The organism is Methylophaga marina (assembly GCF_030296755.1).
In the GTDB taxonomy this organism is placed as follows: Bacteria; Pseudomonadota; Gammaproteobacteria; order Nitrosococcales; family Methylophagaceae; genus Methylophaga; species Methylophaga marina.
This window is the reverse complement of sequence record NZ_AP027741.1, coordinates 2,830,540-2,850,269: the sequence shown is the minus strand read 5'-3', so window position 1 is coordinate 2,850,269 and position 19,730 is coordinate 2,830,540. Positions and strand designations below refer to the sequence as shown.

Annotated in this window: 26 protein-coding genes; 11 read left to right on the top strand and 15 right to left on the bottom strand. The window is 43.7% G+C overall.

Translation table 11 applies throughout. The annotated features are described in order from the left end of the window. The first annotated feature begins 6 nt into the window (after positions 1-6). Positions 7-1,140 carry a sodium ion-translocating decarboxylase subunit beta gene (locus QUE24_RS14435; protein ID WP_286304487.1) on the top strand — a complete coding sequence of 378 codons (1,134 nt, stop codon included), beginning with the start codon at positions 7-9 and terminating at the stop codon, positions 1,138-1,140. A gap of 36 nt (positions 1,141-1,176) precedes the next feature. On the opposite strand, the gene QUE24_RS14430 is transcribed toward QUE24_RS14435, so the two are convergent. Continuing rightward, positions 1,177-1,485, bottom strand: a complete 309-nt coding sequence (locus tag QUE24_RS14430) for a hypothetical protein (RefSeq protein ID WP_286304486.1) — start codon at positions 1,483-1,485, stop codon at positions 1,177-1,179. Positions 1,486-1,647: 162 nt separating this feature from the next. On the opposite strand from QUE24_RS14430, the gene QUE24_RS14425 reads away from it, so the two are divergent. The 4 genes from QUE24_RS14425 to QUE24_RS14410 all read left to right on the top strand — a co-directional run bounded on the left by QUE24_RS14425 (position 1,648) and on the right by QUE24_RS14410 (position 3,656). Next, positions 1,648-1,866 (top strand): RNA-binding S4 domain-containing protein, encoded by a 219-nt coding sequence (locus tag QUE24_RS14425; RefSeq protein ID WP_286304485.1) that lies wholly within the window; start codon positions 1,648-1,650, stop codon positions 1,864-1,866. A 75-nt stretch (positions 1,867-1,941) separates the two neighbouring features. Further along, positions 1,942-2,622 carry a class I SAM-dependent methyltransferase gene (locus tag QUE24_RS14420; RefSeq protein ID WP_286304484.1) on the top strand — a complete coding sequence of 227 codons (681 nt, stop codon included), beginning with the start codon at positions 1,942-1,944 and terminating at the stop codon, positions 2,620-2,622. A gap of 24 nt (positions 2,623-2,646) precedes the next feature. Continuing rightward, the gene (locus QUE24_RS14415) at positions 2,647-3,333 is read left to right on the top strand and encodes a type 1 glutamine amidotransferase domain-containing protein (RefSeq protein WP_286304483.1); all 687 of its coding nucleotides are present in this window, start codon (positions 2,647-2,649) and stop codon (positions 3,331-3,333) included. A gap of 41 nt (positions 3,334-3,374) precedes the next feature. Further along, the gene (locus QUE24_RS14410) at positions 3,375-3,656 is read left to right on the top strand and encodes a peptidylprolyl isomerase (RefSeq protein ID WP_286304482.1); all 282 of its coding nucleotides are present in this window, start codon (positions 3,375-3,377) and stop codon (positions 3,654-3,656) included. Positions 3,657-3,709: 53 nt separating this feature from the next. Here the strand turns inward: QUE24_RS14410 and QUE24_RS14405 are convergent, their stop codons facing one another. The 10 genes from QUE24_RS14405 to QUE24_RS14360 form a co-directional block, all read right to left on the bottom strand. Beyond that, a complete protein-coding gene (locus QUE24_RS14405; RefSeq protein ID WP_286304481.1) occupies positions 3,710-4,000 on the bottom strand; it encodes a hypothetical protein in 291 nt (96 codons plus the stop codon). Positions 4,001-4,185: 185 nt separating this feature from the next. After that, positions 4,186-5,400 (bottom strand): helicase C-terminal domain-containing protein, encoded by a 1,215-nt coding sequence (locus QUE24_RS14400; RefSeq protein WP_286304480.1) that lies wholly within the window; start codon positions 5,398-5,400, stop codon positions 4,186-4,188. Between the two features lie 94 nt (positions 5,401-5,494). Next, positions 5,495-6,271, bottom strand: a complete 777-nt coding sequence (locus tag QUE24_RS14395; protein WP_286304479.1) for a DEAD/DEAH box helicase — start codon at positions 6,269-6,271, stop codon at positions 5,495-5,497. Next, the gene (locus QUE24_RS14390) at positions 6,268-7,266 is read right to left on the bottom strand and encodes a 2-hydroxyacid dehydrogenase (protein WP_286304478.1); all 999 of its coding nucleotides are present in this window, start codon (positions 7,264-7,266) and stop codon (positions 6,268-6,270) included. Before QUE24_RS14390 ends, QUE24_RS14395 begins: the two co-directional genes overlap by 4 nt. A 27-nt stretch (positions 7,267-7,293) precedes the next feature. After that, positions 7,294-9,048: a single-stranded-DNA-specific exonuclease RecJ gene (gene recJ / locus QUE24_RS14385; protein ID WP_286304477.1), complete on the bottom strand. Its 1,755-nt coding sequence runs from the start codon at positions 9,046-9,048 to the stop codon at positions 7,294-7,296. Then, positions 9,045-9,977, bottom strand: coding sequence for a hypothetical protein (locus QUE24_RS14380; RefSeq protein ID WP_286304476.1), 933 nt, complete (start codon positions 9,975-9,977; stop codon positions 9,045-9,047). The genes recJ and QUE24_RS14380 overlap by 4 nt, the downstream gene beginning before the upstream one ends. Then, positions 9,970-10,674 carry a DnaA regulatory inactivator Hda gene (hda, locus tag QUE24_RS14375; RefSeq protein ID WP_286304475.1) on the bottom strand — a complete coding sequence of 235 codons (705 nt, stop codon included), beginning with the start codon at positions 10,672-10,674 and terminating at the stop codon, positions 9,970-9,972. Before hda ends, QUE24_RS14380 begins: the two co-directional genes overlap by 8 nt. Before the next feature lie 15 nt (positions 10,675-10,689). Beyond that, positions 10,690-11,760, bottom strand: a complete 1,071-nt coding sequence (locus tag QUE24_RS14370; RefSeq protein WP_286304474.1) for an AI-2E family transporter — start codon at positions 11,758-11,760, stop codon at positions 10,690-10,692. Then, on the bottom strand, positions 11,736-12,290 hold the full coding sequence (locus tag QUE24_RS14365) for a CDP-alcohol phosphatidyltransferase family protein (RefSeq protein WP_286304473.1): 555 nt from the start codon (positions 12,288-12,290) through the stop codon (positions 11,736-11,738). Before QUE24_RS14365 ends, QUE24_RS14370 begins: the two co-directional genes overlap by 25 nt. Next, positions 12,287-13,348 (bottom strand): DUF2066 domain-containing protein, encoded by a 1,062-nt coding sequence (locus QUE24_RS14360; RefSeq protein WP_286304472.1) that lies wholly within the window; start codon positions 13,346-13,348, stop codon positions 12,287-12,289. Before QUE24_RS14360 ends, QUE24_RS14365 begins: the two co-directional genes overlap by 4 nt. 59 nt (positions 13,349-13,407) lie before the next feature. Here QUE24_RS14360 and purM point away from each other — a divergent pair, with 59 nt between their 5' ends. The 4 genes from purM to QUE24_RS14340 are packed head-to-tail and all read left to right on the top strand — an operon-like array spanning position 13,408 to position 16,424. Next, a complete protein-coding gene (gene purM / locus QUE24_RS14355; protein ID WP_286304471.1) occupies positions 13,408-14,463 on the top strand; it encodes a phosphoribosylformylglycinamidine cyclo-ligase in 1,056 nt (351 codons plus the stop codon). Positions 14,464-14,465: 2 nt separating this feature from the next. Then, positions 14,466-15,059 carry a phosphoribosylglycinamide formyltransferase gene (gene purN / locus QUE24_RS14350; protein ID WP_286304470.1) on the top strand — a complete coding sequence of 198 codons (594 nt, stop codon included), beginning with the start codon at positions 14,466-14,468 and terminating at the stop codon, positions 15,057-15,059. A gap of 2 nt (positions 15,060-15,061) precedes the next feature. Beyond that, complete coding sequence (locus tag QUE24_RS14345) at positions 15,062-15,826, top strand: DUF3108 domain-containing protein (RefSeq protein ID WP_286304469.1); 765 nt, start codon at positions 15,062-15,064, stop codon at positions 15,824-15,826. Continuing rightward, complete coding sequence (locus tag QUE24_RS14340; protein WP_286304468.1) at positions 15,819-16,424, top strand: NUDIX domain-containing protein; 606 nt, start codon at positions 15,819-15,821, stop codon at positions 16,422-16,424. The genes QUE24_RS14345 and QUE24_RS14340 overlap by 8 nt, the downstream gene beginning before the upstream one ends. Position 16,425: 1 nt before the next feature. Here QUE24_RS14340 and QUE24_RS14335 read toward each other — a convergent pair whose 3' ends face one another. From QUE24_RS14335 to slyD, 4 genes are all read right to left on the bottom strand, one after another. Next, on the bottom strand, positions 16,426-16,845 hold the full coding sequence (locus QUE24_RS14335) for a PGPGW domain-containing protein (RefSeq protein ID WP_286304467.1): 420 nt from the start codon (positions 16,843-16,845) through the stop codon (positions 16,426-16,428). Continuing rightward, positions 16,845-17,618 (bottom strand): D-hexose-6-phosphate mutarotase, encoded by a 774-nt coding sequence (locus QUE24_RS14330; protein WP_286304466.1) that lies wholly within the window; start codon positions 17,616-17,618, stop codon positions 16,845-16,847. Before QUE24_RS14330 ends, QUE24_RS14335 begins: the two co-directional genes overlap by 1 nt. After that, on the bottom strand, positions 17,573-17,758 hold the full coding sequence (locus QUE24_RS14325; RefSeq protein ID WP_286306149.1) for a hypothetical protein: 186 nt from the start codon (positions 17,756-17,758) through the stop codon (positions 17,573-17,575). The genes QUE24_RS14330 and QUE24_RS14325 overlap by 46 nt, the downstream gene beginning before the upstream one ends. A gap of 83 nt (positions 17,759-17,841) precedes the next feature. Beyond that, positions 17,842-18,324 (bottom strand): peptidylprolyl isomerase, encoded by a 483-nt coding sequence (gene slyD / locus QUE24_RS14320; protein ID WP_286304465.1) that lies wholly within the window; start codon positions 18,322-18,324, stop codon positions 17,842-17,844. Between the two features lie 404 nt (positions 18,325-18,728). On the opposite strand from slyD, the gene QUE24_RS14315 reads away from it, so the two are divergent. Both QUE24_RS14315 and QUE24_RS14310 read left to right on the top strand, forming a co-directional pair. Continuing rightward, entirely contained in the window at positions 18,729-19,442 is a 714-nt protein-coding gene (locus QUE24_RS14315; RefSeq protein ID WP_286304464.1) for a pseudouridine synthase, read from the top strand. Next, positions 19,348-19,728 carry an NUDIX hydrolase gene (locus QUE24_RS14310; RefSeq protein WP_286306135.1) on the top strand — a complete coding sequence of 127 codons (381 nt, stop codon included), beginning with the start codon at positions 19,348-19,350 and terminating at the stop codon, positions 19,726-19,728. Before QUE24_RS14315 ends, QUE24_RS14310 begins: the two co-directional genes overlap by 95 nt. Positions 19,729-19,730 lie beyond the last annotated feature (2 nt).

The window sequence follows — 19,730 nt, the reverse complement described above, 5'->3', positions numbered from 1 at the left end:
GATATCATGGATAAACTACTTCATCTCTGGCAAGTAACAGGTTTTAACCAAATGACACCAGGCCAAGGTGTCATGATTCTTATTGGTATGTTGCTGCTGTATTTGGCCATCAAGAAAAACTTCGAGCCGTTATTGCTGGTACCTATCGGTTTTGGTGGTGTGTTAGCCAATATTCCAGGTGCTGGTTTGGCAGAAGCCAATGGTATTTTGCATATTTTCTACAGTGTCGGTATTGAAAGTGGTGCCTTCCCACTCATTATATTTATGGGTGTCGGTGCCATGACGGACTTTGGTCCATTGCTTGCCAACCCCAAAACGCTGTTTCTTGGAGCTGCCGCTCAGTTTGGTATTTTTGCGACATTGATGGGCGCTGTTGTTTTAGCTCATTATGGTATTTTTGACTTTAGTCTGGCTGACGCAGCAGCGATTGGTATTATCGGTGGTGCAGATGGACCAACATCTATTTATGTGGCGAGTAAGCTTGCCCCAGACTTATTGGGTGCTATTGCTGTAGCGTCATATTCATACATGGCATTAGTGCCATTAATTCAACCTCCTATCATGCGTGCGCTGACTAGCGAATCAGAGCGCAAAATAAAAATGGTACAACAGCGTCACGTTTCACAACGTGAGAAAATCGTCTTCCCATTGTTATTACTGATTCTTGTCGCCTTTTTACTACCCGATGCAGCGCCATTACTCGGTATGTTCTGTTTTGGTAACTTAATGAAAGAATGTGCGGTAGTGGATCGTTTAAGTAATACGACTCAAAACTCGCTGATTAATACAGTCACCATCTTTTTAGGATTAGCTGTAGGCTCAAAATTAAGTGCTGATAAATTCCTGGATTTACAAACTCTAGGGATTTTGGTTCTGGGTATGGGCGCATTTGCTATTGGTACGGCATCAGGTGTCATCATGGCTAAAGTGTTAAACAAGCTGATTAAAGAACCTATCAACCCACTGATTGGTTCGGCGGGTGTTTCTGCTGTACCTATGGCAGCTCGTGTATCGAATAAGCTTGGCTTGGAATCTGATCCGCATAACTTTTTGTTAATGCACGCGATGGGACCGAACGTTGCCGGTGTCATCGGCTCAGCCGTGGCTGCGGGTATTCTGATTAATTACGTTGGTGCATAAAAGACTAATAGACACCTTATCTCTTTGATAAGGTGTCTATTCTTCATCGATGATTCTGGCATTAGCGACTTTATTGGCTATACCGCTAATCGCACAACGGTAATCAGAAAAGGTCGACTTGGCTCTAACTTCGGCCAACCAATGCCCTTTTTCTACATATCCTTCTTCCAAACCGCTCAGCTTGAGATGATATTCATCAGCAACTTCCATCAGTCTTACATCTGTCATGCCTGGTTTGATTTCACGGCAGAAATTATCAATATGCTCCGTCTCCCATATATAAAAGATGGGATAAATGATCACGCCAATCACCAAAATTTGTATTAGATTTACCAGTAATTTCATTCGCAAACACTCCGTGTTAACTCAGCCAATATATAAGTATCTGAGTTAATAGTGCGCGACTTAATTCACAGTACGAGATAAATTAGTGGTGTTGACCTCACAAATCGTTATCACCCTGTCATAGATACCCTTTATGATGGGTATTTTTTGAGAGAAGCGACTATGTCCCAGACAATCGAAGTGGAGCTGACCAGCTCACCCGTAGAGTTATATAAAGTGCTTAAGTTTGAAGGTATTGCAGCCAGTGGTGCTGAGGCCAAGCTATTCATAGAACAAGGCCTCGTTTCTGTGAATGGTGAATTAGAAACACGCAAGCGCAGAAAAATTATCCCAGGTGATGAAATCGATTTTGAAGATATCACCTTAGTCATTACTGAATAACCATTTATTATTAAATAATTCTTCATAGTGGTCATTACGCTACTTGAGAATCACTACCTATACTTACAATCTTATATGCAACTGAATACGACCGTGCCCTGGGGACGAAGTCTGCAGGAATATCAAGACATGTTTCTACTTCGCGAAAGTGAGTTGCAATCGTCTATATTGGCGTGTGCTGATGGACCAGCCAGTTTTAATACTGAAGCAAGAAAACAAGGGGCAAAGGTCACGTCTGTGGATCCCCTATATCAGTTTACTGCTGAGGAGATTAAAACACGTATTAATGTGGTGGCAGAGGAAGTTATCGGTCAGGTAAAAGCACATCAAGATGATTTTTTCTGGACAGCTTTCGCTAATCCCGAGGCCTTGTATCAGCAGAGAATGCGATCGATGCAACTGTTTTTAGATGACTATGCCATGCCGGCATCATCTCCCTTTTACATTTCTGCTCAACTACCAGAATTACCTTTTGCAAATAAGCAGTTCGACTTGGCGCTATGCTCACATTTTTTGTTTTTATATAGTGAACATTTCGATGCTCAATTTCATCTCGATTCGATGCATGAACTTTGTCGAGTTGCGAGCCAAGTCAGAGTCTACCCTCTTGTTGGGTTGGACAATACACCCTCACCTCATCTAGGCTTAATAGTAAAAGAATTAAGTCGACAAGGGCACGAGGTAAAACAACAGACAGTCGACTACCAGTTTCAAAAAGGCGCCACACAAATGTTAGTGGTCAATACAGCCCCATAAGACAACATACAAAAAGGGAGACACATGCGAATTTTAATGATTTTGACATCTCACGATACCTTAGGTGATACAGGTAAAAAAACCGGTTTCTGGTTAGAGGAGTTTGCCTCTCCGTATTATGTATTCAAAGATGCTGGCGTTGACATCACGCTGGCCAGCCCAAAGGGTGGCCAGCCCCCACTGGATCCCAAAAGTGACGATCCAGACGCACAAACAGAATCAACAACACGCTTCAAGCAAGATAAAGAAGCTCAAGCAGCACTTGCCAATACTCTGGTCTTAGAGAGTGTTCAGGCAGATGATTATGATGCGGTGTTTTATCCAGGAGGCCATGGTCCTTTATGGGATCTGACTGTCTCTGAGAAATCGATTGAACTCATTCAGCAATTCATCTTTCAAGATAAACCAGTGGCCGCAGTCTGCCATGCACCAGCCGTGTTACTCAATGTAAAAACACTCACCGAAGAACCATTGGTTAAAAACCTGTCAGTCACTGGGTTTTCAAATTCAGAAGAAGATGCTGTGGGCCTTTCCGATGTTGTTCCATTTTTACTTGAGGATGAATTAAAAGACGCTGGTGGCTACTACCATAAAGCTGATGACTGGGCTCCGTTCTGCTGTGAGGATGGTTTATTAATCACTGGACAAAACCCACAATCATCAGAAGTCACAGCTCAAGCCTTACTGAGTCGCCTCCGTAAATTTGCCTAAACTGATATAATGCGGCTTTTATCAAAAATTAGAGAGATAACATGGCAAAAGCAACAGCAAGACATATCCTGGTTGATAGTGAAGAAATCTGTTTAGAACTTAAACGTGAAATCGAACAAGGTGCCGATTTTGCTGATATTGCTAAAGAACACTCTTCATGCCCTTCTGGTCGTTCAGGTGGAGACTTAGGGGAATTTGGTCCCGGAATGATGGTGCCTGAGTTTGATAAAGTGGTTTTTTCTGCTCCAGTCAAAACTGTACAAGGCCCTGTAAAAACACAGTTTGGTTATCACTTATTAGAAGTCACCAGCCGTACTGAATAAGGCATAAAAAAACCCGGCTTTCGCCGGGTTTTTTATTTCAATCTGAAACGTGCTTATGATTGACGAGCGTGCGTCTGTAAATAAGCATCACTGACAGGGTTGAACTGTTGCTTGCGCAGCAGTGATTTTTGGCTATCCAACTGCTCTTTGAAACTTAAAACAACAGGCTGTTTTTTTGCTTGCACTTGCATGTAACGGTCAGAGAAAAAGTTGAAAGCATGTGGGCGTAACTGTGTTTTTTGTAACTGTAATTGCTCAGAAAATGTTCTGCTTTCAATATCAGCAAATGCAGGCGCTACGACAAGGCTCAATGCAGTTAAAGCAGCAAGAGTTGTTTTTTTCATTTCAGATTCCTTCCTCAGGTTAAATAAAATTCAGTTGTTCTAGGACTATCTAGCTTAGGAAATAGAATAGAATAATGAGAATGAAATAGATGCAGCAGAACCTCCCATTCGCCATGACAGAAAATCCTTTTGATTTAGGAAGCGCTTCCTGCTCTACGGGAAGATATGACCTGAAGGATTAGCAATTAAGACTGTTCAAGTTGATAATCGGGTAGATGTGCCAGCAGTTTTTTACCATAACCTTTTGTTAATAAACGTTTATCAAGAATAGTAATTCTTCCCGAATCGGTTTCCTTTCTCAGTAACCTGCCACATGCCTGAATGAGTTTTACGCTCACGGCTGGCAATGACAGCGCAGTGAAAGGCTGGCCCCCTTTACGGATTATCCACTCTTGTTTCGCCTGTTCTATAGGTCTGGTAAATACCGGAAATGGCAGTTTAGTGATGATCACATGCGTGCATAGATGACCGGGGAGATCCACGCCTTCTGCAAACCGATCCAAACCAAAAATAATACTGCCTTTCCCTGATTCGATCTGACGAATATGCCGATGCACCATATTTTTAGGTGACAAACTATCGCCCTGCACCATAGTTATGGCTGTAATTGCTGCTGGACATTGTCTGTATACCGCCTCCATGACCAGTTTTGAGGTAAACAGCACCAGAGTTGCCTCTTTTGTATCAATAATATCGGTCAGTTTTGTAACGACTTCCTGTTGCCATTGCTGCTGTTGTTCATTTGGCTGAAAGCGCATATCAGGAATATGCAGGATCGCTTGTTTTTGATAGTTGAACGGCGATGGCACGGCGAGAAAATGCTGTTCATCAAAGCGATGCAAACCGCAGTCAAGTCTAAAACGGTGGAACAAGCCCATACCCCGTAAAGTCGCCGAGGTCAGCACCACACCATAGGAACGTGACCATAAACTTCGATCAAGAAAGTAGGCAGCGGTCATCGGGCCAGCATGGATGACCAAGGTTTGCTGCTTAGAAAACGATTCCACCGAAAGCCAACGCACATTAGGCGGGCGGTCCTCCTGATCTGGCTCGAGAAATAAAGCCATAAAATCAATCAGGTAACCGAATATATTCTGGACGGTGCCCACTTGTGGCAATAAGGCCTCACCCACTTTATTGGATAATTGTGTTTTTTCCAGTCCCTCTTTGATCCATTTTGCTAATACCGAGTAATGTTTGTATATGGAATTGGCTCGCTGCAATACCCCCTGACACGGGATTAATAAGGCATTCACCAAGGGACTATTCCAGAAAATACGCGGCTCACTGATATGCTTTTCTAATAAATCCTGCACGACGCCATCACTGTGCAAAATCGTCTCAATCTGTTGCAGATGGCTGATGACTGCCGGTAAGTCCCGTCGTAATTCTGACAGCATATAACCAAAATCATGTTGTCGATAAGCTAAAGCGGATGGAATTTTTTCAGCACACTGTCTGCTGTTTCAGTAGTTTGATAAAGCTGAATAAAATTTAATGCTTTGGCGGCATGATCCAACGCTTTTCGTGGCAAGTTATGGGCTTCATCAAATACAAACAGGATTTCTTCCGGATTTGGCAATACCAGTCCGCCCCCAGATCGGCATCGCTTAAAATTAAATCATGGTTTGCCACGATAACCTGAGCAGCCGTCATTTCACGACGTAATTTATAGTAGGGACACCGCATATAAAAGGAACAGCTTTTTCCGGCACAGCCTTCTGAGTCTGTCGATATCTGCTGCCACAGTTCTGCATCAATTTTATCGCGACGGCTATCTCGATCGCCATCCCAGCTTTCCTGCTCCCACTCGCTCATCAACTGTTTCGCCTGGGCGAGATGAAGCACCTGCTGATACTTTTCATCTACATGGATATTGAGGGATTGTTGTTCAGGAGTCGTAGCGGTTTGACTTAATTTACTCGGACAGACGTAACGACGACGCCCTTTTACCTGAACAAAGCGTATAGGTTCTTCCAGCGCGGCAGAGAAGCGCGGTAAATCCTTTTGAATAAGCTGTTGTTGTAAGTTAACTGTCGCCGTACTAATCACCAGCATTTTCTTCTGTAACAATGCGGTTTGAATCGTGCCGGTCAGATAAGCCAGTGTTTTCCCCACGCCAGTCGGTGCCTCGACGACAGCAATGCGCTTCTGTGGTGGTTTTAACATGGCCTGAGCAATAAACTCGCTCATTTGTACCTGTTGTGGACGCGCCTTAAAATCAGGCATCGTCGTTTCGATGCGCTCGAATAGTGTTGTTACTGCCGTCACACGCCTACTCTATTTTGTAAACGTTCACCATTGAGATAAGCCAACACATTCGTCACTGTCGTTTCGGCAATATGTTGAACGGCTTCCTGTGTGAAATAGCCTTGATGACCCGTCACTAACACGTTTGGAAAGGTTAACAAGCGTTGAAACAAGTCATCTTGAATAATATCCAGTGAATGGTCTTCAAAAAACAAACTACCTTCTTGTTCATACACATCAATACCAAGATAGCCAATTTGTTGAGATTTCAGCCCATCTAACACAGCCCGGGTATCCATTAACGCACCGCGACTGGTGTTAATTAACATGACACCCGCTTTCATATTGGCAATGCTGTCATGATTAATCATGTAACGAGTGTCACTGGTTAACGGACAATGCAGGCTGATAATATCTGATTGTTTCACAAGTGTGGTTAAATCGGACGTTTGGAAGCCTTGTTTAATACAGTGTTGCGAATTAATAGGTTCATAAACCATCACCTCACAACCAAATGCCTGCATCCTCTCTGCGACTAATAAACCAATTTTGCCACCGCCAACGATCCCAACTTTTTTCTGGTAAAAATCAAAGCCAAGTAAACCATCCAGAGAGAAATTACCATCACGCACACGATTATAGGCACGAGGAATTTTCCGGCTCAATGACAGCATCAGTGCAATAGTATGTTCAGCAACTGCATAAGGTGAGTAGGCAGGAACGTTGACCACACTCAACCCTAATTCTTTAGCAGCTCTGAGATCGACCTGATTATAACCAGCACAGCGCAAAGCAATCAGTCGTGTGCCACCTGCCGCTAAGATATGAAGGGTTTCCCGGCTTAAATCATCATTCACAAAGGCACTGACAATCTCATAACCTTGTGCCATCACCGCGGTTGATGGGTTGAGTGTGACTTCATGACAGATAAACTCAATCGTAGGCACAGTCGCTTTTAATAAAAAGCGTTCATCGTATGACTTGGCACTAAACACAGCAATTTGATGAGTGGGCATGGCTTATCTACCTAATATGACTGATGGTCAGTTATGTGTATCTGTATTCGCTGGCATTAATTCATCAACCAGGAACTGCAAGGATTTTTGGCCTCGAAATTCATTCACAGCTATTTTATAACGGACTAATACTAAACTGTTTTCAGCTAACCAGCTCGGTTTATCCTGACCAAATGCCATGGCATTGATTTGCCTGTTCCCATTCATCTCAAGTTGCAATCTTAGATGGTTCTGCTGCTGCCCTACCAGACGAAAATGACTTACTTTAAACACGCCATGAAATCTGGGTTCTTCGAATCCCTGTCCCCATGGTGCGGCTTCTGTTAATAGCTCAGCAAAAGATAATTGGCAGTCTGCTTCACTTAGTTCACCATCTGAAGGTAACTGCTGCAAATATGTCTCGGATGACACCATTTCATTGAGTGCAGATTCAAAAGCCTGATTAAACTGGGCTAAATCCCCTTTCTTTATTGTTAAACCTGCTGCCATGGCATGCCCACCAAAGCGCTCTAACAGTTCAGGATGTTTGGCTGCTACACGAGCTAGGACATCTCGAATATGTATGCCAGGAATAGAACGGGCCGATCCTTTGACTTCATCGTCATTCCCAGGCGCGAAAGCAATCACCGGACGATAGGTTTTTTCTTTAATGCGAGAGGCTAAAAGACCAATCACGCCTTGATGCCAGTCTTCATCAAATAAGCAATAGCCGGTCCTTAAGGTATTTTCTTCAATATCAATCTGTTCCAGCATCTTCAATGCATCTACTTGCATTGTTTGCTCAACAGCGCGCCTTTCCAGATTAATACTGTCCAGCTGTGTGGCGATATTCAGTGCCTGCTGAACATCCTCTGTCAGCAATAAATTAATGCCGAGGCCCATATCTTCCATACGTCCAGCCGCGTTCAATCTGGGCGCTATACTAAATCCTAAATCTGAAGAGACCAGTTTTTCTCTTTCACGACCGGCGATTTGAATCAGTGCTTGTATTCCGGTACAGGCTCTCCCCCGCCGAATCCGCTGCAATCCATGATTGACCAAGGTGCGATTTAATTTATCCAGTGGGACCACATCCGCAACTGTCCCCAAGGCGACAAGATCGAGCCAATCCCCCACTTTGGGTTCAGGCACAGACGCCTGTTCAAACCAGCCTATTGTTCGTAAATGCTGCCTTAGTCCTAGTAACACATAGAAACAGACACCCACACCAGCCAGGTTTTTATAAGGGAATGGATCATCTGCTTGATTAGGATTCACAATGGCATCGGCTTCCGGTAATGTCTCACCGGCAAGATGATGATCAGTCACCAACACTCTCATGCCACGTTGATGCGCCGCTTTTACCCCTGATATGGATGCGATGCCATTATCGACAGTGACAAGTAAGTCAGGCTGTTCCAGCGCTGGAATATCATCAAGTAAAGCCGGCGTCAGCCCGTAACCATGGATAAAGCGATTAGGGACGATATAATGAATCTGTTTCAACCCCATTGACTGTAAACCACGTATCGCCAAAGCACAGCTAGTGGCACCGTCACTATCAAAGTCAGCCACAATCGTGACTTTCCATTGTTCTTTTAACGCCGTTGCTAATAATTCAACCGCCGCCTGCATACCAAGCAGTTGTTCTGGCCTAGGTAAGTCAGCCAGTTCAAAATATAACTGCTTCACATCAGTAATCCCGCGTGCGGCCATGATTTTTCGCAAACTGTCTGGCCATGTTTCAGGGAGCTTTTCCCAGCCATCATGAGACCGCGCAACAATGTCAGGCAATACACTCATAACCAGATTTTCCAGACAGATGCAGCGGTTAACTGGTAATGTCCCCAGCCCGGAATAATAATATTGATGCTATCGAGTTGAAAACGTTTCAATGCTTTATAGATAGGTGTAAACCAATTTTTATCAAGTGCTTCCAATTGCGAAGCCCAATCTTTATCTGAATCAAAGTTCACGAGATGAAGCGCCTGATTTGCCTGAATATCAGAAAAACCATGAATATCATCTCGCCATGTCGAACCACTATGGTCACTTAAAGACGCCAGTATTTCATCCTGACCAGACACATGTGACCAAGCCTGCCATTCAGTAGGCATGGCACCCTTCCCCCAGAACCAGACACTATTGATCGGCACTTTGCCTTCAGCTTCTCTGGTTTGATTCACCGGACAATCAAATAGCGCCATCTGAATCTCATTCCATAAACGGATCCATAACCCAGCATCAGCACCCCGAGGTAAAAACTCAGCCACCGCATGATGATCCACCCTATCAAGACCCATAAATTCAACATCTGGCTTGATAGGCATCATCAGTAACCATTGATTGGGGGAATGCATAGTCAGAGAACCACCTAAATCATCAAAGAGATAGGCAATAGTATCAATAAGTTGCTCAGCTTCAGCTGGCTTAAGCGTTAAGCCTCGATGAAATAATAACAGCTGATCTCTATCAGCTTGCAAATAACATGGATCCACACAGAGACTGAACGCTGTTCCACCTCTTAAGCTGGCCATTGGAAAGTCATCACAACGCATTGTTTCTTTTGAAAACAATGCTATTAAGAGCTGCATCAATTTATCTTCAGACGCGATAAATTGGCCTCTTTTTATCAGTTTTCTTAACGACTGAGGTAAAAGAGATTGATTTATTGGATTGGCGACAATGGCCGAGAATTCAGTAAGAATTAACGTCAGTGTTTGCCTAGCCATTCGCCAAAACTTGTCGAATAAATGGAATAGTCAGCTTCCGTTTTGCTTGTAATGATGCTTTATCTAACTCTTGTAAAACCGCCATAAGAGCGGGCATATCACGCCCATAATGACGGAGTAAATATTGGGCAACATCCGTTGTCAGCATTAACCCACGAGATTGCGCCTGTAAAATAAGCGCTTGCTGTTTTTGTTCATCTGTCATCATTACCAGTTGATACACAAGCCCTGTCGCTAATCTCGAGCGCAAATCCGGTAAGTCAATTGAACTATTCGCTGGCGTCTGTTGTGCAGACACTAACAAATGCCCTTTCGCATCATGTAATCGATTAAAACAATGGAAAACCGCCTCTTCCCACTCAGGCAAACCAGCGATAGCATCAACATCATCCAAGCAGAGTAGATCAGCCTGCTCAATAGCCTGCAAGGCAGCAGGCTCTGCCGTCTTCACCAGCTCAGATAGGGACAGATATATCACCCTTTTTCCCATTTGCTGAACGGACTCAGCACAAGCAATCAACAGATGCGTTTTTCCCGTACCACTTTCACCTGCCAGGTATAAGAAATCCAGCTCTTCTAGCTGACAAAACGTCTGCAAGGCATGTTTGGTTTCTTGCTTGGCAAACAAGAAGTTATCTAGCCTGTAAATCTCCTGTGGAGACAAGCGTAGCGTTAATTGTGTTTCAGCTAATGACATAAACTCGACTAAGACTTAGGAATATAAATGGCTATCAATATAGCGTTGATGTGCATAGCGTAATAACACCATCGCCACAGCTGCTGCGGGTAAAGCGAGTAAGACACCGGTAAAACCAAACAACTGACCACCGGCCAACACGGCAAAGATTACAGCCACAGGATGCAAACCGATACGTTCACCAACAAAGCGTGGGGTCAGCACCATGCCCTCTATCGCCTGTGCAACAGCAAACACAATAGCCACTTGCAATACTGGTAACCATTCACCAAATTGAAAAAATGCGGCCAAACCCGCCAATAAAATTCCGACAATCAGCCCTAGATATGGCACGAAGCTCACCAGACCGGCAATCACACCAAGCAATAAAGCTAACTCCAAACCGATGAGAGTAAGACCCAGCGTGTATATCACCGCAAGTGAAAACATCACCATAAGTTGGCCGCGCATAAAGCCGGCTAACATATCATCACATTGTAATGACATCTCAATAAAGGTCTCAGCATAACGTCGTGGTAGTAACTCTCTGAACCTAGCTACTAAAATGTCCCAGTCACGTAAGAGATAAAAAGTGAGCACAGGAATTAGTACTAAATTACCCAACCACTGAACCAATACCATACCGGAGCGAGTCATGTAGCTAAAAATACCTCCCGCGACCTGCCCAACTTCAGACCAATATTGACTGAGCGCCTGCTTCACCGTTTGGAAATTGAATACATCCGTAGGTAAACCCACAGAGTTCAACCATGGTTCGATGAGCCTTTGCGTCTGAGTTAAATAATCAGGCAGGTTAGTAAACAATTTTGCTATCTGAGCACTTAATAGAGGCAGCATCACCAACAACATTAAGGCCACGACAATAAAAATAGCAGCAAACACCAGGCTGACAGACATGGTTCTGGATAATTTCCAACTTTCTAATTTATCTACCAGGGGATCCCCCAGATAGGCAAAAAGTGTCGCAATAAAAAAGGGCATCAACACAGGAGAAAGTTCAAAGAGTAACCAACCTGCGATAATGAACAACACCACTAACAAAAATTTGTTGGCATCACTCATTAATGGTTTGCTTTCTGCTTCCATGCCTTATTTCCCCAGGTAAGAATATATTCAAGACCGCTAAAAATCACACTCACTACCACGGCCCACACGCCAATGCTGATAAGAAGTGTTAGTTCAGCAAACCACTGTTGCGAAATAATGACCAATAGCACCAATATGATTTGCAAAGCGGTATTGATCTTACTGCTCCACACGGGCAGCAATTCAAACTCACCGATGAAGTAGTGATATGCCAAGCCACCAGAAACGATAATCACGTCACGAGCCAACACCAACCATAACAGCCACAATGGCAGCAGATCCATCCAGGCTAATGTGGCAAAGCTTGCCACTAAAAGGAGTTTGTCCGCTATTGGGTCTAAAATAGAACCTAATCGAGACTGCCAGTGAAAATGTTTTGCCAGAAACCCATCAATACCATCTGAAATACCCGCAACAGCAGATAAAATCAGTGCCAGCGCATACCGTTCATCCACCAGTGCCCATACCACAGGAATCACCAGTAAAATCCGTAATATTGATATCAGATTAGGAATGTCACGTAAGCTCAAGGGGTTAACCGATAATATTTTTTATCTGTCGTGGCCTGCTCTGCTGACGTCAGCTCAGTTAACAGTCCGCCAACAGACAGAATGCGGTTCAATACGTCTGGATCACCACTGTAACGGATATCTAAGTCGAGAATATTGTCGCCAAGATTGTTAACACGAATATTTTCTATGCTATCGATTTGATTCAGGTAAGCCATGACTTTTGAAAAGTCGCCGTAATTATTTACCTCATCAATCTGTATGGGAAAGGTGTTACCTGTATCAGTAGGCAAACTATGTTGGGCATATTCTGTTGCCAGTGTATCCACCAACACACCCAAGCCTTTACTAATTGAAGCATCCACTAAACCTTCAGAGCGCCAGCGTTGAGACGACTCATCAGTACCCGATTGCCAGGTGATTTTTGCAGTATCGTTACTGACCGACATATTGATAATCAGAATTTCATCCGCTCTGTAACGTTCAGAGGCGGCTTGAATTGCCTCGTCATTCATAGACGAGATGTCCTCAACGCTCAGAGCAGATTGATCCTGCAAATCCATCAATGGCATAAGAATGGGCAATCCACGCGCTTGTGCTGCCTGTTGTAAAGATTTGAAGATAAACTGTGGAATATTTTCTAAACCCTGTAAGGTTTGCTCACCCTCAATATCGGTGGCCAACCATACCAGTACGTCAGGTCTGACTTTCCCCCAGCGTGGCATACCGAGCTTCTGAATAACATCATTAACGGCATTTTTATCAAAACTCAATCGCAATGAAAGCTGATCCGGCTGAGTTAAATCGGCTGCTTCAATATTGTTGCGTATGTATTCATAGCGTTCTACGAGTTGCTGTGCATTGGCCAATACTGGAGCAATATTAGCTTCGCTAACTTTGGATTGATTTCCGACGACTTTGATGAGGACTTGCTTGAGTAATTCCGGTGCGAGTTCGTCGCGTTCCTTTTGTTGTTGCGTGGAGACAGGAGCGGTTGCCTGATAAAGATCATCCACCTCAGCAGCATGGCTACTGAAACTGAAAAACAACAAAATAAGGGCATAAAATAATCGGTGCATTGTGGTATTCTAACACGCTGTTTTAAGCATGTGATGCACAACATTTTCAGGAATACATTATGACCGACAGTGTGGACTCTTCTCGCACCTCTCTTAGTTATCGTGATGCTGGCGTTGATATCGAAGCTGGTAACGCCTTAGTCGATCGCATTAAACCCCACGCAGCAAAAACCCGTCGACCTGGCGTCATGGCAGGTTTAGGTGGTTTCGGCAGTCTTTTTGAACTACCCGTCGATAAATACAAACAGCCTGTTTTAGTTTCCGGTACGGATGGTGTCGGCACTAAATTACGCTTGGCGATTGAGTCTGGTATCCACAACACCATCGGTATCGACTTAGTCGCTATGTGTGTCAACGATATCGCCGTATTAGGTGCCGAGCCCTTATTCTTTCTCGATTATTATGCCACCGGCAAACTGGACGTAGACATAGCTGAATCTGTCGTATCAGGCATTGCAGAAGGCTGTCTGCAAGCGGGTGCTGCCTTAGTAGGTGGTGAAACCGCTGAAATGCCAAGCATGTATGAAGAAGGTGATTATGATCTTGCGGGTTTCTGTGTAGGTGTAGTGGAAAAAGAAGCGGTCATAGATGGCTCAAAAGTGGCCGCTGGTGATAAGTTAATAGGTCTTGCTGCATCAGGCCCTCATTCAAATGGTTACTCACTCATCCGTAAAATTCTTGAACGTAGCGGTCAATCATTAAAAACTGAATTTGATGGTGCTACTTTGGGGGAGAAGTTATTGGCCCCTACCAAAATCTACGTTAAATCACTTTTACAGCTTAACGAGAAAGTCAGTATTCATGCTTTATCACACATCACTGGTGGCGGCCTGCTGGAGAATATTCCACGTGTTCTCCCTGAAGGTGTGAAAGCCGTCATTGACTCTGGCAGCTGGCAACGTCCTGCTGTATTTGATTGGCTTCAAGACAATGGCAATGTCACTGATAAAGAAATGTATCGCACATTTAACAACGGGATAGGTATGGTAATCGTGGTTGCAGAGAATGATGTATCTGAAGCTTTAGCCGTACTGAATAGTGCTGGCGAACAAGCAAGTTTAATCGGTCAAATTGAAACAGCCAATGCAGCTGACGAAATAGTCGATATCCAATAACGATGATGAGCAACGAAAACAAAACGCGGCTGGTGATTTTAATCTCCGGCCGCGGTAGCAATATGCGCTCGATAATTGAAGCCATTGATGCTCAACAGATCGATGCGACCGTCAGTGCGGTCATCAGCAACCGTCCTGATGCTGCGGGGCTTGACTATGCTAAAGCTCAGTCTATCGCCACGGCAGTGGTCGATCACAAAACCTTTTCAGACAGAGACAGTTTTGATAAAGCTTTAGCTGAACGTATTGATGACTATAAACCTGACTTTGTCATTTTAGCTGGGTTTATGCGTATTCTCACCTCAGGATTTGTTGAACACTATCGCAATAAATTGATTAATATTCACCCCTCCCTGCTACCCAAGTTCAAAGGACTCAATACACATCAGCGTGCTATTGATGCTGGCGAAAAAGAACATGGCGCCAGTGTTCATTTCGTTACAGCTGAACTGGACGATGGGCCCGTGATTATGCAGGCAAAAGTGAATATCCTGGCTGATGATTCTGCTGAAAGTCTTGCCGCAAGAGTGCTCGACCAGGAACATCAGCTCTATCCTGCTGCCATACAAAAACTGGTGAACTCTAAACAGGACTAATCATGCGTACATTGTTCAGTGTTTTTTTGCTGCTCATTGCCTCAGAAGTGTCTTTGGCGGCAGATATACCTGACTTTTCAGCTAATTACGCCGTCAAATTAAATGGGATTCAAGCGGGAGAATTAAAGCGTACCCTTGAAACTGACCAGACGGGTCTCAGACACTTTACTTCTATCTCGCAGGCCAAAGGCGTATTTTCCTTCTTCAAACCGGACATTATTGAAGAAACCAGTTTGTGGAGATTAAAAGACAACGTGGTACAACCTCAATTTTATCGCTACCTTCGAACAGGTGGTAAAAAAGAAAAACGGCTGGAAATGAAATTTAACTGGCTGGATATGACAGCCCAGATTGATGATAGAGAACATCCGTGGCAATTGGATATCGAACCTAACACACTTGATAAACTGGTCTACCAAATCAGCTTGATGCGCGATTTAATCAAACATAAAGGTGATCAAATTACTTATCGTATTGCTGATGGTGGCAAACTGAAAACCTATCAAATACGCATATTGGGTGAGGAACGCATCAAAACTCCCATGGGTGAAATTGATGCCGTAAAGCTCACTCGCCATCGTGACAAGGACAATGAACGTGAAACCACACTCTGGTGTGCCCCTTCCCTTGCATATTTACCTGTAAAACTTGAACACATAGAAGATGGGACAACTTTCACTGCTGTCCTTCGCCGACTCAAGGGCATGGACTATGAGCAGGCATTTATCCATCACAACAACACATCCACAATAGACTCACATGACTAAAAAGTCGTTTAAAGTACTCAATCAGAAAACCGTATACAAAGGCTTTTTTAGCGTAAAGAAATACACACTCCAACATACGCTTTATCATGGTGGTTGGAGCCAGGTTGTTGATCGAGAAGTTTTCCATCGGGGCGACTGTATTGCAGTGCTGCTTTATGATCCTTATCGTGATGAAGTGGTGATTATTGAACAGTTCCGCGCCGGAGCCATTCTGACAAAACAGCAGGAAGAAGCCTGGTTACTTGAGATTGTCGCTGGTGCAGTTGAAGAAAATGAAACACCAGAAGACGTCGCTATCCGAGAAGCTCATGAAGAAGCTGGCTGTGAAGTGATGGAGCTGATGAAAATTAATGCTTTCTATACCTCTCCCGGTGGTACATCAGAATGTCTGACCTTATTCTGTGGCAAAGTAGACACCTCTGAGGTGGGTGGCGTTCATGGTCTTGCCGAAGAGGATGAGGATATTGCGGTTAGTGTTGTGAAATTCGAGGAGGCTTATAAGCTGGTTGAAACTAGCCGTATTCAGTCTGCGATACCTATCATCGCTATTCAATGGTTAAAAATTCATCGTGAATCACTGCGAGAACAATGGACCTGATTTAGTCATACTTCAACGGTTCACTGCCTGCACGCTGCCGTAACCAGTCAATTGAGCGTTGGACACTTTTTTGTTGAATTAACCATTTTTCGAGACGATATTTTCCTGGAAAATTCAGACAGATCAGACCGATAAATAAAGTTAACAACCCCTGCCCAGGTAAAACTAGCATGGCTAGTCCCATTACCACTAACACAAGTCCCAAGCAGTTTTTCAACGTAATAAGTACTGTCCTGATAACAATATGCTTATCAGCCCAAGGTGTTTTATGTCTCTTTTCTGCTGTGAAATAATCGGCTGGCATTCTCACAATCAGGTAAGGGATAAAGACTAATGAAGCAACAAAACTCAGGATGGAAATTATGCCTAAGGCCCATAACCATGTTTCGTTACTCCATATTGTCTTAAACAGCTCTTCCATTAAGGTGACGATGCTGTTGAACTTACGTTGTATTTAACCTGCATCTGATGCGATGCACCAGATGCAATAATAACGCTGTTGGCCAGCGCATTGGCGGTCTCAACACAGATAAAATGCCCATAATCGTCTGCATTCATATCATTCAACAACGAAGCTCGGGTCCAGGGGTTCCAAACCACAATATTATCTGCGCCAGATTGTTCAATATCAATCTTTCGGCTCAACGATTGGTCAATAATCTGAACATGAGCAGGAGATTCGAGATAGACACGATCGGTCTCAGCAAAGGGCGTAATGTCACCCACCTGTGTATGTTTAGAAAAGTCTAAAGTTTTATCCAGATAATCGACCCCATCTAAACCTACCACCGTGGTTTGAGAAATCTCACCAACCAAAAAATACGTGTGTAGCGCTTTTGAGATACTAAATGGTATTTCACCTCTATTTTCAGTAGTCAGGGAAATATCGAGCTGATCACCAATGACAATTTTCTTGCGTAGACGAAATTCACTCGGCCACCACTGTTTACTGGTTGCTGTAGATTCCAAACCTAATGTGATTTCAGCAATATCATCGTGTAACTGACAGTCAAGCACATTCCATAGCAAATTACGGGCAAAACCATGAGCTTGCCGACCTAAATTACTGGGATCTTCACCAAACCATGGCCAGCAAACGGGTACACCACCACGTATCGCTTTGCCTTGTTGGTAGATGGCTTTGTCACTCAAATAAAAAAGATCATGTTCCATTCCATTTGATTTATACGACAATATTTGCCCTCCATAGAGAGCAATAGTCGCAGAAGCTTTTTTGTGCTTACCTCAATGATGGGCATACCTGTTTGCCCCTCAACAAAGCACACTTTAGCCTCTTTAGCAAACAGACGATTAAGCGTTTCTAAATCCTGCATATTCACTATTCCAAACGAAAAAACGGGCTTACGCCCGTCTCTCCATAGACAGTTAAGTCATCAACTATAAGGACAAATCCTTATTAGTGATGATGACCGCCTTCGCCATGAACATGACCATGCTCAAGTTCTTCAGCACTTGCTTCACGAACTTCACGGACAGTTACATCAAAATTCAAATGCACACCTGCTAACGGGTGATTACCATCTACTGTGACGGTTTCATCTTTGATATCAACAACAGTCACAAGCACTGGGCCTTGCTCTGTTTCTGATTGAAACTGCATACCAACCTGAACATCATCAACACCGCTGAATAATTCGCGTGGTACATCTTGTTTTAATTCTTCGTGTCTTTCGCCGTAGGCTTTTGCAGGTTCTATGCTTGCTTTCACTGCATCACCTGCTTCTTTACCATTCAGTGCATCTTCCAGACCTGGGATAATATTACCCGCACCGTGAAGGTAGGCTAATGGACCTGCTGCTTCAGAGCTATCGATGACGCTGCCATCGTTATCTGTCAGGGTATAGTCGATGACTACAACAGTATTATCTGCAACTTTCATTTACGTTCCTCACTTAGATGTTTTGGATTACAGCTGCAGCATAATCACTACAACCTATTGATGCTATCACCATTAAACTCGATAGATTTAATTATGGTTTTTCACATCCACAGTTATTAATGCCATAAAGACTCTTTGAGTAATATGGAGATAATAACTGTTACGCTAACAATATCAGGATGTCATATCCATCGGCTTTTGCTAGCCTGCACTGGTATAGTATCAATACCTGGCCCGCCATTAAAAGCCATCATCAGCTTAATTTTTTATCATCCAGATAAAGCGTAGTTGATTGATATTAAACGTGATGCTTAACCATCACCTGACCAATAAACGTTTTAACTAAACAACTCTATGATAAAAAAGTTGAGCATTTTATCATTAAACGCGTTCACACACTAATCATGACTAAGCTGATACTTTTTAACAAACCCTTTGATGTGCTGACACAGTTTACCGATGAAGCTGGTCGTAAGACGCTAAAGGACTATATCAATCTCCAACATATTTACCCTGCTGGGAGACTGGACCGTGACAGTGAAGGACTTGTATTACTCACTGATGATGGTCAGTTACAACACTTAATAGCGAATCCCAGATTTAAATTAGAAAAAACCTACTGGGTTCAGGTAGAAAATATTCCAGACACTAAGGCGTTAGAACAATTAATCACAGGTATCGAACTAAAAGACGGACTCACTCAACCTGCAAAAGCACGTCTGATAAGTCCACCGACTATCTGGGATAGACAGCCACCGATTCGTGAACGAAAATCTATTCCAACACAATGGCTGGAGCTGAAAATTACAGAAGGACGTAATCGTCAAGTCAGACGTATGACAGCAGCTATCGGACATCCAACACTTCGTTTAGTACGAGCGGCAATTGGCCCGTGGCAACTAAATAGTCTGGAGCCAGGTCAATGGCTCTCCGTTAATGCCAATGACGTGATAAAATGGCGAGATGATTTGGAAGCCTCGAACAACAGTCGCCGCCATCGTCGAACAGAACGATCGATTCCTTCTGGTCGAGGAGGAAATCAACGGCAAAATGACATTAAACCAGCCAGCCGGCCATCTCGAACCAGACGAAAGTCTTATCGACGCAGTGATTCGTGAGACAAAGGAAGAGACTGCCTGGACGTTTCATCCGCAATCACTGGTCGGAATATATCGCTGGATTCACCCGCGTAAGGGCGAAACCTATATTCGTTACTGTTTTTCAGGAACAGTGTCGAATCATGATCCTGACCAACCGCTGGATGATGATATCCACCAGGCCCTCTGGTTACCTTTTGAAGAGGTACGCCGCAGACAAGCGGATCTGCGTAGTACACTTGTAAGCGATTGTTTCCAAGACTATATTGACGGTCACCGCTATCCTTTGGATATTTTACGTAACTAAAT

Bases quoted from the DNA above. Each gene is read 5' to 3' on its own strand.
- QUE24_RS14435 (WP_286304487.1), top strand. From the start codon at position 7: ATGGATAAACTACTTCATCTCTGGCAAGTAACAGGTTTTAACCAAATG.
- QUE24_RS14430 (WP_286304486.1), bottom strand. From the start codon at position 1,485: ATGAAATTACTGGTAAATCTAATACAAATTTTGGTGATTGGCGTGATC.
- QUE24_RS14425 (WP_286304485.1), top strand. From the start codon at position 1,648: ATGTCCCAGACAATCGAAGTGGAGCTGACCAGCTCACCCGTAGAGTTA.
- QUE24_RS14420 (WP_286304484.1), top strand. From the start codon at position 1,942: ATGCAACTGAATACGACCGTGCCCTGGGGACGAAGTCTGCAGGAATAT.
- QUE24_RS14415 (WP_286304483.1), top strand. From the start codon at position 2,647: ATGCGAATTTTAATGATTTTGACATCTCACGATACCTTAGGTGATACA.
- QUE24_RS14410 (WP_286304482.1), top strand. From the start codon at position 3,375: ATGGCAAAAGCAACAGCAAGACATATCCTGGTTGATAGTGAAGAAATC.
- QUE24_RS14405 (WP_286304481.1), bottom strand. From the start codon at position 4,000: ATGAAAAAAACAACTCTTGCTGCTTTAACTGCATTGAGCCTTGTCGTA.
- QUE24_RS14400 (WP_286304480.1), bottom strand. From the start codon at position 5,400: ATGCTGTCAGAATTACGACGGGACTTACCGGCAGTCATCAGCCATCTG.
- QUE24_RS14390 (WP_286304478.1), bottom strand. From the start codon at position 7,266: ATGCCCACTCATCAAATTGCTGTGTTTAGTGCCAAGTCATACGATGAA.
- recJ (WP_286304477.1), bottom strand. From the start codon at position 9,048: ATGAGTGTATTGCCTGACATTGTTGCGCGGTCTCATGATGGCTGGGAA.
- QUE24_RS14380 (WP_286304476.1), bottom strand. From the start codon at position 9,977: ATGGCTAGGCAAACACTGACGTTAATTCTTACTGAATTCTCGGCCATT.
- hda (WP_286304475.1), bottom strand. From the start codon at position 10,674: ATGTCATTAGCTGAAACACAATTAACGCTACGCTTGTCTCCACAGGAG.
- QUE24_RS14370 (WP_286304474.1), bottom strand. From the start codon at position 11,760: ATGGAAGCAGAAAGCAAACCATTAATGAGTGATGCCAACAAATTTTTG.
- QUE24_RS14360 (WP_286304472.1), bottom strand. From the start codon at position 13,348: ATGCACCGATTATTTTATGCCCTTATTTTGTTGTTTTTCAGTTTCAGT.
- purM (WP_286304471.1), top strand. From the start codon at position 13,408: ATGACCGACAGTGTGGACTCTTCTCGCACCTCTCTTAGTTATCGTGAT.
- purN (WP_286304470.1), top strand. From the start codon at position 14,466: ATGATGAGCAACGAAAACAAAACGCGGCTGGTGATTTTAATCTCCGGC.
- QUE24_RS14345 (WP_286304469.1), top strand. From the start codon at position 15,062: ATGCGTACATTGTTCAGTGTTTTTTTGCTGCTCATTGCCTCAGAAGTG.
- QUE24_RS14340 (WP_286304468.1), top strand. From the start codon at position 15,819: ATGACTAAAAAGTCGTTTAAAGTACTCAATCAGAAAACCGTATACAAA.
- QUE24_RS14335 (WP_286304467.1), bottom strand. From the start codon at position 16,845: ATGGAAGAGCTGTTTAAGACAATATGGAGTAACGAAACATGGTTATGG.
- QUE24_RS14325 (WP_286306149.1), bottom strand. From the start codon at position 17,758: ATGCAGGATTTAGAAACGCTTAATCGTCTGTTTGCTAAAGAGGCTAAA.
- slyD (WP_286304465.1), bottom strand. From the start codon at position 18,324: ATGAAAGTTGCAGATAATACTGTTGTAGTCATCGACTATACCCTGACA.
- QUE24_RS14315 (WP_286304464.1), top strand. From the start codon at position 18,729: ATGACTAAGCTGATACTTTTTAACAAACCCTTTGATGTGCTGACACAG.